This is a genomic window from Nostoc sp. DedQUE05 (assembly GCF_034530955.1).
Classification (GTDB): Bacteria; Cyanobacteriota; Cyanobacteriia; order Cyanobacteriales; family Nostocaceae; genus Nostoc.
The window spans coordinates 52229-67598 of sequence record NZ_JAVRCB010000038.1 but is presented as its reverse complement, the minus strand read 5'-3'; the positions used below and the strand labels follow the sequence as shown (position 1 = coordinate 67598).

At 39.1% G+C, this 15370-nt stretch carries 10 protein-coding genes; 1 reads left to right on the top strand and 9 read right to left on the bottom strand.

Annotated features, from left to right (window positions below):
* Positions 1-190: 190 nt before the first annotated feature.
* The 3 genes from RMZ42_RS24990 to psbQ form a co-directional block, all read right to left on the bottom strand.
* The gene (locus tag RMZ42_RS24990) at positions 191-1042 is read right to left on the bottom strand and encodes an alpha/beta fold hydrolase (RefSeq protein ID WP_322673947.1); all 852 of its coding nucleotides are present in this window, start codon (positions 1040-1042) and stop codon (positions 191-193) included.
* Between the two features lie 199 nt (positions 1043-1241).
* Positions 1242-2354: an FAD-dependent oxidoreductase gene (locus RMZ42_RS24985; RefSeq protein WP_322673946.1), complete on the bottom strand. Its 1113-nt coding sequence runs from the start codon at positions 2352-2354 to the stop codon at positions 1242-1244.
* 108 nt (positions 2355-2462) lie between these two features.
* A complete protein-coding gene (psbQ, locus tag RMZ42_RS24980; RefSeq protein ID WP_322673945.1) occupies positions 2463-2930 on the bottom strand; it encodes a photosystem II protein PsbQ in 468 nt (155 codons plus the stop codon).
* A 359-nt stretch (positions 2931-3289) separates the two neighbouring features.
* Here psbQ and RMZ42_RS24975 point away from each other — a divergent pair, with 359 nt between their 5' ends.
* Entirely contained in the window at positions 3290-3718 is a 429-nt protein-coding gene (locus tag RMZ42_RS24975; protein ID WP_322673944.1) for a hypothetical protein, read from the top strand.
* A gap of 377 nt (positions 3719-4095) precedes the next feature.
* Here the strand turns inward: RMZ42_RS24975 and RMZ42_RS24970 are convergent, their stop codons facing one another.
* The 6 genes from RMZ42_RS24970 to RMZ42_RS24945 all read right to left on the bottom strand — a co-directional run bounded on the left by RMZ42_RS24970 (position 4096) and on the right by RMZ42_RS24945 (position 15341).
* Positions 4096-5778 carry a GUN4 domain-containing protein gene (locus RMZ42_RS24970; protein WP_322673943.1) on the bottom strand — a complete coding sequence of 561 codons (1683 nt, stop codon included), beginning with the start codon at positions 5776-5778 and terminating at the stop codon, positions 4096-4098.
* A gap of 30 nt (positions 5779-5808) precedes the next feature.
* Positions 5809-7839, bottom strand: a complete 2031-nt coding sequence (locus RMZ42_RS24965; protein WP_322673942.1) for an ABC transporter ATP-binding protein/permease — start codon at positions 7837-7839, stop codon at positions 5809-5811.
* Between the two features lie 306 nt (positions 7840-8145).
* A complete protein-coding gene (locus tag RMZ42_RS24960) occupies positions 8146-9540 on the bottom strand; it encodes an MFS transporter (protein ID WP_322673941.1) in 1395 nt (464 codons plus the stop codon).
* A 76-nt stretch (positions 9541-9616) separates the two neighbouring features.
* Positions 9617-14254: a non-ribosomal peptide synthetase gene (locus RMZ42_RS24955; RefSeq protein ID WP_322673940.1), complete on the bottom strand. Its 4638-nt coding sequence runs from the start codon at positions 14252-14254 to the stop codon at positions 9617-9619.
* A 188-nt stretch (positions 14255-14442) separates the two neighbouring features.
* Positions 14443-14805: a hypothetical protein gene (locus RMZ42_RS24950; RefSeq protein WP_322673939.1), complete on the bottom strand. Its 363-nt coding sequence runs from the start codon at positions 14803-14805 to the stop codon at positions 14443-14445.
* A 32-nt stretch (positions 14806-14837) separates the two neighbouring features.
* The gene (locus RMZ42_RS24945) at positions 14838-15341 is read right to left on the bottom strand and encodes a hypothetical protein (protein ID WP_322673938.1); all 504 of its coding nucleotides are present in this window, start codon (positions 15339-15341) and stop codon (positions 14838-14840) included.
* Between the last annotated feature and the right edge of the window lie 29 nt (positions 15342-15370).

The window sequence follows — 15370 nt, the reverse complement described above, 5'->3', positions numbered from 1 at the left end:
GATGATTTTGCATCCTCTACTAATTAATTCTGACTCCTGAATTTTGACATTCATTTTTATAATATCCATTTTTGCCAAAGCTATAGCAATCCTAAATCATTCGTAAGACAAAACCAAGAACAAATGACCAATTGACAAAGGACAGTCAACACCAAAATTCTCACAAATCAAATAGAATTGCTATATATTGTCAATGAGCATCTTTACGACGCACAAAGGGTAAAAGGTCTTGCAAAATCGTCTCGTGGTAGTGTTCTTGAGGATAATGTCCGACGTTATTAAGTTTTATTAATTCGGTATTTGGTACGGAATTGGCAAAGTTTTCGGCAATGTCTATAGGTAGCCAAGGGTCAATCATACCCCATTGAATCAGAATTGGTTGTTGCCATTCTTTAAAGCCAGTTTGGATTTCGGTCATGGCTGAATCAAGCTGTAAATTGCGAATACTTGCTAAGAGACTTCGACCAGACGAAGAAGCAGTTAAAAATGGTTTTCGATAAACATCTAAATCCTTGTCTCCTATGCGATAACGGCTTCCGCCTTCTAGCGTTCGATCGACTAATAAGGGGTCTTGGGTCATGACTTCACCTGCTAAAGGTAAACCCATTTGTTTAATTTTCCAGGGTAATTTAGCAGCAGTTGAAATTGGTGTATTTAAAATAGCTATATTGGCAATTTGTTCTGGATGACGCAAAGCATATTGTAGTCCTACAGAACCTAAAAAACCTTGGACAACTAAAGAAAAATGTTCAAGTTTTAAAGCTTTAATAAATCCTTCTAAAGCTGTGATAAAAGCATCGGGAGTGTAAGCAAAATCCCGTTTTTCTGGTTTGAAAGAATTGCCGTAACCAATCCAATCTGGAGCGATCGCTCTTGTCCCCTGATTCGCCAAAGCAGGTATAATATGACGCCAACTGTAACTTTGTGAAACTAAGCCGTGTAGCAATAACACAGGCGCTAAGTCACTTCTGCCGATTGGTAAAGATTCCCGATAAAACCATTCCAGTGAATCTACATTGATTTTATGTTCTTTTATTGACACGCTATTTTCCTATATTGGGCATTGGGAATTGGGCATTGGGCATTGGGCATTGGGCATGGAGAAGAGACAAGGTAGACGAAGAAGAGGGGGGAGACAAGGGAGAGACTTGTTCAATAATTCCCCCTTGTCCCCCTTGTCCCCCTTGTCCCCTTGTCCCCTTGTCCCCTTGTCTCCTCTGCTCCCCTGCTCCCCTGCTCCCTCATTCCCCAGTCCCCATTCCCTGAGAAATAATCATCTCACGAATCGCATAAGCTGTAGCGGGTGCTAATAAAACGCCGTTGCGATAGTGTCCGGTAGCTAGGAGGACGTTACTAAACCCTGGTAGCTTACCAATAACTGGGGCTGGGCGACCTTCAGGGCGGGGACGTAAACCCGACCAAGTGCGGAGAATATTTGCTGTGGCTAATTCTGGACAAAATGCGATCGCTTGTTCTCTAAGAGATTTCAGCAGTTCTTGATTTGGCGGTATCTCATCGCTATTGCTGGGAAATTCCACTGTTGCGCCTACCCAATAATCTCCACCGCCCACAGGAACAATATGGACATCATTACCCGTTATCGCTGGCTGGAAGTCGGGATTTCCTAATGGATGCCCCACACGCATTTGCAAGGCTTGCCCAAGTACGGGGCGGATATCAATTATCTGATTTAATTTTGCTGTTAGTGGGGTTGAACCTAACCCTGCTGCAATTACAAACCAATCAGCGGTTATTTTTCCTTCTGTAGTCTCTAGTTGATGGCAAAATTCAGGTGTTGAGGTTGGGGCATCCAAAACAGTCACACCAAATTTGAAAGTTACACCATTTTGCTGGGCAGCTTCAACTAAAGCCAATGTCAGGGCAGTTGGATCGAGCTGGCGGTCTTGCAAAGAATAGACAGCGCCAGTAATTTTTTCGTTATTAATTTGAGGACAGATATTCTGGAGTTTAGCCGTGTCCCAAATTTCTAAATTCCAGCCTTGAGAGTGGCGAATTTCTACTAACTTTTCCCATGCTGACATCCCCTCTAGGGAGGAATCAGATAAAAGCATCAGAATTCCCTGACGATTAAAAGGAATTTTGCGACCTGTTAAAGCTTCGAGTTCAGGAATCAAGGTTTCATAGCGTTGGATGCTAGTTTGCCGCATCTGCCAAGCCTTGCCCTTGATTTTTTGGCTGATTGCGCCCATCAAAACGCCAAGTGCAGCGCCCGTGGAAGCTTGTGCTGGTGGTTGGCGATCGCAAACTGTAATTTTCAGCCCTTTTACTAAACTCAGTTCGTAAGCGATCGCAGCCCCAACTACACCACAACCGATAATAACTACATGACTCATTGCTGTTTTGAGGCAAAAATCGAGAGATGTGGGAGATGAGGGAATAGGGGGAGAAATTTTTTCTCTCCTTCATCCTCCTCATCCCCCTTTGCTCATCTTACCTTGGGCTTAACTTGCCTCTGCTTCACTGCTGGTATTAGGAAGCAAGTCGAAGAATTTGTCAATCTCTGCAAAAGCATCTTGGGATTGATTCAAGGCAACTAGAGGATTGCCTGCACTAGTAGCTTTATCAAGCTTAACCAAGTCATTAAACAAATCTCGTGTTATTTGACGTGCTTTGGGTTGGTCATTGGGTAGAAGGTTGGAAGTGACATAAGTCAGGTTCAGCCTTGCTTCTGTCATGGGCCCATGTATAAAGTTACGCACATTGATCCAATCACCTCTTTTAATCAGGGTTGTTAACTCTTGTGAGCGATCGCGCACAGCCTGAATTTCAGGAACATAAGCCTGAATTTTTTCAAGTTGTACTGCTGTGTAAGTCGGAGGTGCTACCGCAACACCAGGGCCACCACAACTAATCAGGAATGTGGCCAATAATACTAGGAAAAATGAAAAAATCGAGCGTTGACGCACCATATATTGAACTTAATTGCTTTTGGTTTACCGATTAACAGTGTCATTTTAGATCGCTAGCGGAGTTAATCGTTCTTGTCAGCCAAGGATTTTGCAGAAAATCTTGATATTTTCTTCAAAGAACAGAGTTTCATCTGCTTTGGAGTAATTTTTAAGTACAATTACTTAATAGGTGTTAGGCAGTCCCAACAAGAAGCGATTTTTGGCTTCTGTTAGTAACGAGGATTGTTAGGAAAATATGATTTAGAGTTGCTAAATCTCAAAGGTCTTGATAAGCTGAAACACCAATAATATAAGCCTTCTGGCGGTTTTTATGTCTTCACATCCTTGAAGATGGCGACGCAATATAGGAGTGTTTTTTAGTGAACGCAGCTGAACAGGCAACGAACCTTGAACTCGCCAGCAACATTGCCACGGTAGTTAATTTGTTCAAATTTGAGTTTCCTGATGCCAAATCCGATCTCAAACCCTGGAAAAATGACCCGGAAACTAGGGAGTTAGTCGATCCAGATTCTATAGATATTGGCTTTCACTTTCCTGGTATTAGCAAATCTTGGCGAAGTCGCAGTATTTTAATTCAAATCCGATTTTATCAAGATCCCATCAATAATTCCCGGCGTGCGATCGGCGTGGAGGTGGCGGGATTCGATCATCGTGGTGAGGCGTGGCGACTTTCTACGGTAGAAAACTGGAGTGTTGTCGGCGCATCTTCGCCTTCTGGTGAAATCGAGGAAAAGCTCAAGCAGATTTGCCGACAGATTTTAGAAGTTTTTAATAAACCAAGTGAATAAAATCAACAATGACAGCACAACTAGAAGTTGTTGCTGCTTTTGAATTACAGCAGATTGCAAGTTAATGAAGTACAAAAATACCCCTCCCTAACCTCCCCTTGGAAAGAGGAGGGAACTAGATTGGGAATTTTCCCCCAATACATCGGAGGGATTAAGGGGGGTAAAAGATGTACTTCATTTAGATGCAAACTGCTGTAATTTTAGAGGATGTCTGAGAAGTATTAAATATTTCGCTTGATCCCCCCTAGCCCCCCTTAAAAAGGGGGGAACCGGAATCAAAGTCCCCCAATTTATTGGGGGATTTAGGGGGATCTACAAGTCTCAAATACAACACCAAAAAGTTTTCAGACATCCTCTTAGAATTACTAAACATCCTCTCAAATTATCTTTAGAGAACTACAAATTTTTGTACGAGAAAAGAATAAGTGCATCTGCCAAACTAACCAAGATTTTACCCGCCAGGCTCCCATTGAAAGGTGTTCTGTAGATGATAGAGATAAGTCAGAGCTATGTTGATCGTAGTGTAACCATTTGGCTGGTAAGTGTCCCATCGGTGTCATCGGGGACAATTTAAAAGTTAGTTGCTCATAGTCTAACCAGTTTCCCTCTTTTCGCCAACCAAGGCGATCGCCTAGTCGCTTTTCTGTTTCATAATCTACTTGACCACCCATTTCACTCCAGATAGTTTGCTGAACACTGAAACCGAAATAACCATAACTATATTGTTCCCAAAGTTCATCAATGGTATGGATGTCTTGACAACAAAAATTATCAATATCTTCCTTATAAACTTCATTCCAATAATTCTTCTTCATGGCTTTTAGCATTAATTTAGCTGTTTCAATGTCAGCTTCTTTCCACTTATGCTGCGATAGGAGATATCGCAATTGGGTATAATCAATATCTTTATTGCTAAAAAATTCTTTTGTCAATGTAAGATTGTTATCAGTCAGTTTCATCAATTCTGTTTCTTCAACATTAGATAGAGAAACTGTAGAGACAAAATCTACTTCTGCTATTCCTAGCATTTTTCTTTGATCGGTAAGTTGCTTAGATATATAGTTAGCTATTAAATCAATACCCTTGTCTAAAAAGACAAAATTTTCGCTCGAATCTAAATTATAAATTTGCCAATCTAATAATTTAGATTGAATAAAAGCATCTTTTAATCTAGTTTTTTTATCATAACTTGTCACCATAAAATCGAGAAAAGTTTCAGAAATTATCTTGGCTTCTTCAAGGTTAAATAAATTTGACTGATACTTTAAAATATTATCCCCTAAATTTTTAATATCTCCGACAGTTGCATAAAAATATTCATCTATTTTTACGAATTCATCGATTAAAGATTGAAAAGGACTAAAGTAATCTTGTAAAGAATTCTCAAAATTGATTGCTGTTTGGGCAATTTTTGCTATTTCTTGACGAATTTTATAGGCTTTACTTTGATACTCATAAAGCTCTTGATAGGTATCTAAATCTTCAACTATTTGCTGAACAATTTCTTTTTGTTTTTTTAAATCTTCTGCAAGTTTTTTAATTCCTTCACTAAGCAAGCTAATTTTTTCTAACATCAAAAAATAAGCATTACTTAATAATAAAACTGCTTTAAAGTTTTCTTCTTTCTCCCATCTTAGTTCATTAAGTATTTGGGGATTTTTATAATTCTTTAGCTCTATCTTGCTTCTTTCATCTTCTAAATTTTTTATTGTCAAATATTTCTGTTTGAATAATTCCTTCAAATCATTAATTAAGTTTAACAAAAAATTGTGATAACTATCTTTATAACTGTTTAGAAAGACAATAATCTGATTGTAGTCTTTAATAAATAATTGAATTTCATCAAAAATCTCTCCCTGACTAATTTTTTCTTTTCGCTTAATTATTCCTCCAAGTTTATGATGATATCGAACACCTTCTTTAATTAATCTTTGACGTTCTCTAATTTTTTTTTGAACCGTTTCTATACCGTGATTTTTGAGAATTGGTAATTGATAAGTTCGCTCGTAGATTGAAATACCTTTATAAGTAATTAGTTGTCTTTGCTGTTTAGTTAACATGACCTTAATTTTCACAAACATTAATAGTTATTAAGTTATTACCCATTTCAACACATTGGGGTTTTTGTCATAGCGATAGGTAAAACCATCTTTGGTAGTAATGGATTTACCAAGGCTAGCTTTACTTCTGATAGTGTTAATGGGAGAGTTTGTTAATGTCTGCATTTCTTTATGAGAAAGTCCTACAATTGTGTCTATCTCTATCGATATTTCTGGTTGGCTTTGGGATTGATTATCGGGTAAAATATCTATTGTAGTTTCAGGATTTACGGAACTATTAGTGACAATTTCTTTTGCTTTTTGCAGCCGATAATCTTGCACAGTCAAAAGTTGCCAACTGGAATCTTGTGAAAGTTCCAAAACCCATTGATGATAGTTAAATAGACTTTCTCGGTGTCCAACACTGATAAAAGTTGTTTTTGTTTCTTGCAACTGTTGATATAAATTGCCTTCATTATTCAAATCCAAAGCGCTAGTTGCTTCATCTAATATCGTGAAGCTAGGGTTAGTAACTAATAATCGTGCAAAAGCCAGACGTTGTTGTTCTCCCAGCGATAATATATTCTCCCAAGGAACTTCTGTATCAAAGCCTTCAACTCGATTTAACAAGTTTTGCAGATTTACTTGTTGTAAAATGTCTTTGAGTTCTGGGTCGGTCATTTGACGATTTGTATTAGGATATATTAACTGTTCGCGCAAAGTTCCTAAGATTATGTAAGGACGTTGGGGTAAAAATAAAACTTCTTCTAGGGGAGGTCGCACCAGGCGACCAGTTCCCGCATTCCACAAACCAGCGATCGCTCTCAATAGAGAACTTTTACCTCGACCACTAGGGCCAATAATTAATAAACCTTCACCTGGTTGAATAGACACTGACAAGTCTTCAACAATCACCTGCTCATAGTTTGGCGTTTGTAAGGTGACATGCTCAAAAGCAAGATGGTTTTCTTCTATTGTTTTAATCGTACTAACGTTCTCTGGTTGTTTGGTAACAGCTTCTAAGGCATCTGAAAATTCAGATAAACGCTCAACATAACTAGAAAATCGTCCTGAATTCCCAAATTCTCTAATTAATGTTGCCATAGCATTGGCAAACGAATTACAAGCTATACTGGCTTGAACAACTTCTCCAAAATCAGCTTGACCACTCATATATATAGGTGCGAGTACCAAATATGGGAATATTTGGATAGCAGATTTATATGCTCCGTCAAATAGTTCTTGATTGTTCTCCCAATTAATCTTGCGTTCGATATTTTTTAGGAGATTAATAAATCTTCGTTGAATTATATTAGATTCTTGATTTTCTCCCTGGAAAAAAGCTATTGATTCGGCATGATTACGAACATGAGTCAGACAATAATTGTATTCTGCTTTCAGTTCTAATTCCTCTTGATTAATTTTATTCAATTGTTGACCCAAATAAACAGCAATCAAATTGCCTACAATCGTATAAACAACCAGAACAGTTGCAATAAATTGGGAAATTGACCAAATGATTACTAAAAAAGTCGTCATTTCCAGCACTTTTTCTAGAAAAATAGCTGAAAACGAGAGAGCATTACTGGTAATGGGTTCTATTTCTTGAGATATTCGTTGATCTGGATTATCAACATCGGATCTAAAGTTGATTCTATAATAGGCACGATTGCTAAAATATTTTGATAATGTATGATTATTTAACCATTTGTACCAATCAAGAGCAATTTTTTTTCTAACAAGTTTAGAAAATCCGCTTAATAGTGTTATGCAGATCAGAGCAGCGCTGAAAACTACTATCGTCTTAATAAAGTTAGGATAATCTTTCTCTTCAATTACATCGGTTATATAGCGAGTAACAAAGCTATTAAAAGCCGTTACACCCACTAGTGCGATTATTAATAAAATCAGGAGAATGAGCATCCCCCATATCCGAATCACGTCTGAAAATGCTCTTTCCCCTGACTTTGTTGGATACCAGTAAGGGCCAGCGATCGCTCTGACGCTCTGCCAAAATTTATTAAAATCCGAAGGAGAAGGATCGTTCATTAAGGATCGATCGCGAGAAACTTTAGTTTGCATATTCTAAAATAAACTGAACATATTTTTGGGATTGAAATATAGAAAAATTCAATGATTAAACAACATAAGCAGGATTTACGCAAAATTATAAAAAACTAACTGCAAATGACATAAATTCAATAGGTCTCAAAGAGATATTGGGTAAGTTATAACAGGATTGAATGTATATCATAAATTTTGAATATAGATATAAATTATGAACTCAATTAACAATTAGCTATTTCAAAAAATAGCTAATTTAAAACATCAAAGAATAATTTGAAACTAGTAGAACTTTTAATCAACTTTCACTATGCAACGCTAAATTTAGGATACCAAAGAAACTGCATCATTCTTGCTAGAAGGTGTATCAGTAGCGATCGCAACTGCATTACTAACATTAGGGAGTTCATCTTCCACAAACCGTAGGCGAGGGTACAAATAGGCAATAGAGGTTTCTAAAATGGTCAAGACTCCCATAATAATCAGTAGAAGTCCCATACCACGACCAGACCCAACACCGATGATTTGTCCGATGCTTCCCGCCAAATAACCATCAGTAGCCATTAAAGGTTCAAAAACCTTCTCAGCTAAAGGCCCAATCGTAATGTAGCCTAGAGGTAAAGCAGCCGCTTCAATCGCGCCTTTGATCGCAAAAACTCTACCTTGCACACTAGGTTCTACTTTTTTTTGCATGACAGCTTGCGTGGAACTGGAAACGATCGGTTGTGTCAAAGAGAATAAGAAAATGCTAGCAGTGAAGATGACAAGAGAGGGTTGCAAACCGGCGGCGATAATAAATACACCATTTAACAGCATACACCCGTATATTGCATAGATGTTGCGTTCTAGTCCTCCCCAGATACTCACGAGCAAGCCGCCTGCTAGAATAGCAATGCCAAATAGTGAAAGAATAGTTCCCAGAACGCTTACTGAAACGAAATTCAACACTAGCGGAACAGTAATGACATTAATACCTCCCACAAGATAAAGACTGGAAGCTGAGAATAAAATTAGTCCCAGCAGTCCGGGTCGAGCGGTCAAATATGTAAATCCGTAAGTTGCTTCACTGAGAAATGAACTTTTTGCAGTTGTAACAACACTTGTGTTGACTTGCGGGAACCGAACCAGCATCAGGGAGACAACAGCGATAGACACACTGGTTACGTGAAGCAAAATAATCCCTTGGAAATGAACAATGCTTAGTAGAATACCTCCGAGAGTTGGTGCAATGATTATGGAAATGCCATACATCAGACTCATCAGACCGTTAGCACGATTGAGGTGCTGTTTTGGCACAAGTAAGACTGTTGATGCTGTATAAGCTGGCATGTGAAAAGCCATGAAAACAGCAGTGAAGGTATTGGCTAAGTAAATATGCCAAACTTCCAACCGACCCATGACAAATAAAACGCCGATCGCGATCGTTCCCAAACACGCCAAGACATCAGCGAAAATCATCGTCTTTCGGCGATCCCACCTATCTACCAAAGGCCCAGCTATCGGGGAAATTAAGATTAGCGGTAAAGTATTAAACAGGGAAATTAAAGCAAACTGGGTGACTGAGCCAGTGCGATTGTAAACCCAAATATCTAAGGCAAAGGCAGTGGTACTGGAACCAATCAAAGCGATCAACTGTCCTATCCAAACAACGAGAAACAGCCGCATTTCTCGCAAAGCAGTCAGTCTTGTTTTTTCTATCATCTGTACGTTTGACATCATAATCTGGTATTTTCTAGCTTTTTACTGTCTAAATCTTTTAATTACGAATTACGAATTACGAATTACGAATTACGAATTACGCACGGCATTGAGAATTATGCTTTTGAAATAGTAAACCAAGGTCACTCAGGCGGCATTCGGGATTATTAATTAGTAGCTCAAGCAACACTAGAAACTGAGTTACCACACGGCTAATAGTAGTAGCATCAAACAAATCTATTTTGTAGCACCATTTTCCTTCAATACTTCCTAATGTTGTTTGTTGAAGATAAATATCCCAATCAAATTCTGCTGTTTTACTTTCAATTGACCAGGGATGAACAGTTAAATTTGCCAGTTGTAAATCTGATGGAGGCAAGAAGTTAAACATTACTTGATATAGCAAAGAGTGGCTTGGTTCTCGTTTTGGCTGTAGTGCTTCTACTAACTTCACGAAGGGAATTTGCTGGCGATCGCAGGCTGCTAAAAAACATCCACGCACCTGATATAGCAATTCACTCAGACTTGGATTGCCCCCCAAATATGTACGTATTGGTAGTGTGTTAATAAAGCATCCAATAAGTCCTTTTGTTTCTACTTGCTGGCGATTGGCAAAAGGAGCGCCCACGATAATATCTGACTGTCCGGTGTAATAGAACAGCACTATTTTGAAGGCTGTTAGTAGAGTCACGAATAGAGTTACATTGTGCTGTTGGCTCAAATGTTTAAGAGCATTTGTTAGGCTTTTAGAAATAATGAAAGTTTGACTTGCACCTTGAAAAGTTCGCACTGGTAAGCGCGGGCGATCGCTAGGTAACTTTAGTAAAAGTGTACTATTACTTAGTTGCTGTTTCCAGTAGTCAAGCTCAGACACGAAAGCCGGACGAGCAACCCACTGCTGTTGCCAATGGGCAAAGTCAGCATATTGAATGGGTAAATCGGGAAGTGGTGAGGGCTGACCATGACAAAATGCTGCGTATAATTTTGTTAGCTCCTGTAAAAACACACCCACAGACCAACCATCAAAAACCAGATGATGGATAGTTATTATGAGTAAATGCTCGGCATCAGAGAGCCGCAGCAGTTTAATGCGTAACAATGGGCTTTGTTCTAAATCGAAAGGCTGGTTTTTTTCCTCAGTTACAAATCTTTGAGCCAGAGCCTTTCGCTCAGTTTTAGATTCAGAAAGTTTTCGCAAATCTATCACTGAAAATGGTAGGATAGGCTCCTGAATAATTTTCTGAACAACTTGTCTATCCGTAATAGTAAAAGTAGTTCGCAAAGCTTCGTGACGACGGACAATTTCCACGAGGCTTTGCACCAAGGCATTGACGTTGAGTAAACCCGTCAAGCGATAAGCCAGGGGAATATTGTAGACGGGAATGCCCGGATTTAATTGAGCTAATATCCAAAACTCAAGCTGAGTCAAAGAGATTGGCAACTCTTTTGTATTCCGAGGTACTGGTTTGAGAGATGGAGTCAACTCATTTTGACAATTAGGCAAAGGGGAAAAAGGGGATAAGAAAGAATGATTATTTCTCCCCCGCTCCCCTGCTCCCCTGCTCCCCCGCTCCCCTGCCTCTTTTTGGCGGTATTCTGAAATCTGCCGATCTAGTTCGACTATTGTCGGGTAATCAAACAGCCAGCTTATGGGTAACTCCATCTTGAAGGTTTCTCGCAACCGAGCAATGACTTGCATTGCTGATAAAGAATGCCCTCCTAATGCAAAAAAGTTGTCATGGATACCAACTTGTTCCAACTCTAAAACATCGCTCCAGATTCCTGCCAGAACCTCTTCACTCGCAGTACGGGGTGGGATCAAGTCTGTAGAGATGTTACGTTCCCTACTCATAGGTATTGGTAAAGCGCGGCGGTCTGTTTTGCCACTGCTGGTTAAAGGTAGAGCATCCAGCAACTTGACAAAAGCGGAAGGCAGCATATATTCTGGTAGCTTTTGTTTGAGGTAACAAAGCAGTTCGCTGGTATCTAGGTGCTGTTTGGGGACAATGTAGGCGACTAGACACTTGTTCCCCGATCGCTCAACTCTTGCAATAACTACTGCTTCTCTTACCTGTGGGTGCGCGGCGAGTACGGTTTCAATTTCTCCTAGTTCAATGCGAAAGCCCCGCACCTTTACTTGATTGTCAATACGACCGAGAAATTCGATGTTGCCATCAGGTAAATAGCGAGCGCGATCGCCTGTTTTATACAAACGACTTCCATCCTTGGTAATGAATTTCTCAGCAGTCAATTCCGGGGAATTAATATAACTTCTGGCGATCGCCACGCCGCCAATATACAGTTCTCCGGGAACTCCAATCGGTAATGGTTGCAGATTGCAGTCAAGAATGTAGATTTGCGTATTTGCGATCGCCCGACCAATGGGCGGAAGTGGCGACCAATTGCTGACAGCATTGTTTAGAGTAAAACTTGTTACTACATGGCTCTCCGTCGGGCCGTACTGATTTTGCAGCGTACAATCAGGAAGCTCTCTAAAAAAGTTGACTAAAACAGGAGTAACTTGTAACTGTTCTCCTGCCGTGATAATTTGACGCAAAGATGCAGGATAGGATTGAGAAATAGAAGCGGCATGAGCTAATTGCTGAAGGGCGACGAAGGGCAAAAACAGTCTTTCTACCTTTTCTTGGGCAATTAATTGTAATAATGCGAACCCATCCTTTTGTACTTCTTCGGCGATTAAAACTAAGGTTTTGCCGTTACACCAGGTAGAGAAAATTTCTTGAAAAGAGACATCGAAACTGATAGAAGCAAATTGCAAAGTTTTGGCACAACTAAAAGCACTTTCTTCTATTTGCCAATGTAAAAGGTTCGCCAAAGAACGGTGACTCATGGCTACACCTTTGGGTTTGCCGGTTGAGCCTGAAGTATAAATAACATAAGCCAAGTTCTCTGGTGTTACTTTACTAACAGGATTCTCCTCGCTGTTTTGGCAGAAATCTGATTTATCTAAACAAACTACTGTTAATGGTAGCTGGGATAAGGCATTGGATGAATCTGTAAGTAACACCGACGCTTGAGAATCACTCAACATATAATTTAAGCGTTCTTGGGGCGATCGCGGATCTAAGGGTACGTAAGCACCACCAGCTTTGAGGATTGCCAACAGTCCTACTGCGATCGATAAAGAACGCTCAACGCAAATCCCTACCCGCACTTCTGGCCCTACCCCAAGTTTTTGTAGGTGGTGTGCTAACTTGTTAGCCTGACAATTTAACTGTTGGTAAGTCAGTAGTTGGGATTGGAAAGAGACTGCTACCGCATCCGGTGTTCGTTCTACCTGTTCTTCAAACAACCGAGCGATACATTTTTGAGGATAATCTGTTTGGGTATCATTCCATACCAAAAGTTGTTGCTGCTCGGCAGCAGTTAGCATAGGTATCTCGCTTACTGTCTGCTCGATATTAGCGCCCATACCCTCTAATAAAGTCACAAGATGCCCCATCATCCGGTGAATCGTTTCCCCATCAAAGCGGCTACCATCATAAAGAATGCGTAGGGATAACTCTTGTCCCGGTACAGCGATGACTGTAAGCGGATAATTAGTTTGTTCAATGACTCGCCGTTTAGTAATCTGGATGCTGCTACCTGGATTTGATAAAAACGTATCTTGTGGATAGTTCTCAAACACCACGATGCTTTCAAACAAAGGTAATTCTGGGGGAATTTCACTAATAGCCTGAATTTTGACTAACGGACACCAAGAATATTGCGATCGCTCTACCTGTTGAGTCTGCAATTGCCTCAGCCATTGCCATAAAGGAGTCGCTGTTGGGACTTTTACCCTTACTGGTAGAGTATTAATGAATAGTCCCACCATAGATTCCACCCCCGATAAAGTGGGAGGACGGCCGGACACAGTTGCGCCAAATATCAGCTCAGACTCATCAGTGTAGCGACTGAGTAAAATTGCCCAAGCTGCTTGTACGAAAGTTGAAACTGTCAGATGATATTGCTGTGCTTGGGACTGTAAAGCAGCAGTTATGGGCAACGATAAACAGTAGTGCTGTTCGTGGTAGGTTTTTAGTTGTGGAGAATTTTGCACCTCACCCCGATTTAGTAGCAAACGGGTAGGACTAGTAAATCCTTGGAGTTGTTGCCGCCAAAAAGCTTCTGCTGCTCTCAAATCTTGTTGTTGTAACCAATTTATGTAATTTTGGTAAGGAGGAGGAGTATTTAAATATAAATATTTGCCTTTAAGTAAAGCATTGTAAAAAGTAAAAACCTCTTTGCAGAGAATCGGCCAACTCCAGCCATCAATCAGCAAGTGATGAAAGCTCCAGATAAATTCGTAAGTATCATCAGCAACTCGAATTAACGTGAAGCGCATGAGTGGAGCTTTGTCAAGAACAAAGCCTTGGACTCGATCTGCTTGTAAGAAAGCTTCTAGGCGCTCTTGTTGTTCTTTTGCAGATAAGGAACGCCAATCATAGTTCTGCCAAGGTAACTCTACTTGCTTACATACTACCTGGAGAGGCTTTTCCTGCTTTTCCCAAACCACAAGAGTACGCAGAACTGGGTGACGCTTCAATACTCGCACACAAGCCTGCTGAAGTACTGTAATATCTAGATTTCCAGAGAGCGTGAGACAGAACTGCTCAAGATATACTCCTGATTCTGGCTCGTGCAGAGTATGAAAAAGCATACCCTCCTGCATAGGAGAAAGAGGGTAAATAGATTCAATATTTTTATTTTTAATTATTTGCAGTTTGCTCATATAAGGCTATTATTTTATGTTTGAAAAGATAGGTACGCCTCTTTATCCAATTTTTATTGTTCGCCATATGATATTTAATTTCCTACGCTCAACTTATGAAATCAGATTTATTTATATAACTAGGAAGAATCGCCAAATAATACTCCATCTTTTTGCCCTAAATACTTATAAGCTATTTGACTATTTAATTATTGAAATTGTCTCCTAATATCTTCTTTTTCTTTCGGCAAGAGAAGTAGATCGTCAATTAAAACATTTGGCAGCATTGATACTAATTTACATATTGTTTTATTATCAGATAAAAAGCTCAAAAATTTTTGATAGTTTGACCAATAACTATCATCTAACTTTATAAATCTAGCTAAAACTCTTTCATTTAAATTATTTATAAGTAAAAGCATCTCGATCGTTTTCCCTGAAGGAGACACATTTATTTTTGCACCATAGTCAACTTTATAATCACTTTTATTGTTGAATTGATTAATGACTCCTAAAAAATCAGCAAAAATATGATTTTTTGTATTTGATTTTGCAAACAGTCGAACAATCATATTGTCATATCCAAATATATCTGCCCAATTCTCTAATATTTGATAATAGTTAAAGATATATTGATATTCATTAAATAACTCTTTCCTACGCTACATGCTCCTAGTTTGACCATGTAACAGTAAGAGGATTCTAAAAAATCATCTTGTTTTCTTAGATATATAACTACCTTAATTTCGTATTCTTTTAACAAATCTTTTATTTTTGCAAGTGTTTCAGGTTGATAAAAGATTTCAAAAGAAGTAAAAGCTTCTGCGGAAATTATCACATTTTTAGGGTTAATAAAGTCTATTTCTGTTTTCAGTTCTTCCCAAATTGACATTGAAAGTGTATTATCCTTGTCTTCCAAACCCATTAAACAATGGGCTAAAGTATTATGACAGTAACGGTTAACTATTTCTTTGGCATTATGTTTTATACCAGACATAGGATACAAATAACCGTTTTCTAAAAATTTATCCCTATTGTTAAACAATGCTTTTTGTAGACAAGTTGTTCCGGTCTTGGGCATTCCAATGTGTAAGTAAATTGTTGTCATATCTCTCTAATCGATGGCGTAATTTAAAA

What these genes read in the sequence shown, in the direction of transcription:
- RMZ42_RS24985 (WP_322673946.1), bottom strand. Translation starts at nt 2,354, where the DNA reads ATGAGTCATGTAGTTATTATCGGTTGTGGTGTAGTTGGGGCTGCGATC.
- psbQ (WP_322673945.1), bottom strand. Translation starts at nt 2,930, where the DNA reads ATGGTGCGTCAACGCTCGATTTTTTCATTTTTCCTAGTATTATTGGCC.
- RMZ42_RS24970 (WP_322673943.1), bottom strand. Translation starts at nt 5,778, where the DNA reads ATGTTAACTAAACAGCAAAGACAACTAATTACTTATAAAGGTATTTCA.
- RMZ42_RS24965 (WP_322673942.1), bottom strand. Translation starts at nt 7,839, where the DNA reads ATGCAAACTAAAGTTTCTCGCGATCGATCCTTAATGAACGATCCTTCT.
- RMZ42_RS24960 (WP_322673941.1), bottom strand. Translation starts at nt 9,540, where the DNA reads ATGATGTCAAACGTACAGATGATAGAAAAAACAAGACTGACTGCTTTG.
- RMZ42_RS24955 (WP_322673940.1), bottom strand. Translation starts at nt 14,254, where the DNA reads ATGAGCAAACTGCAAATAATTAAAAATAAAAATATTGAATCTATTTAC.
- RMZ42_RS24950 (WP_322673939.1), bottom strand. Translation starts at nt 14,805, where the DNA reads ATGATTGTTCGACTGTTTGCAAAATCAAATACAAAAAATCATATTTTT.
- RMZ42_RS24945 (WP_322673938.1), bottom strand. Translation starts at nt 15,341, where the DNA reads ATGACAACAATTTACTTACACATTGGAATGCCCAAGACCGGAACAACT.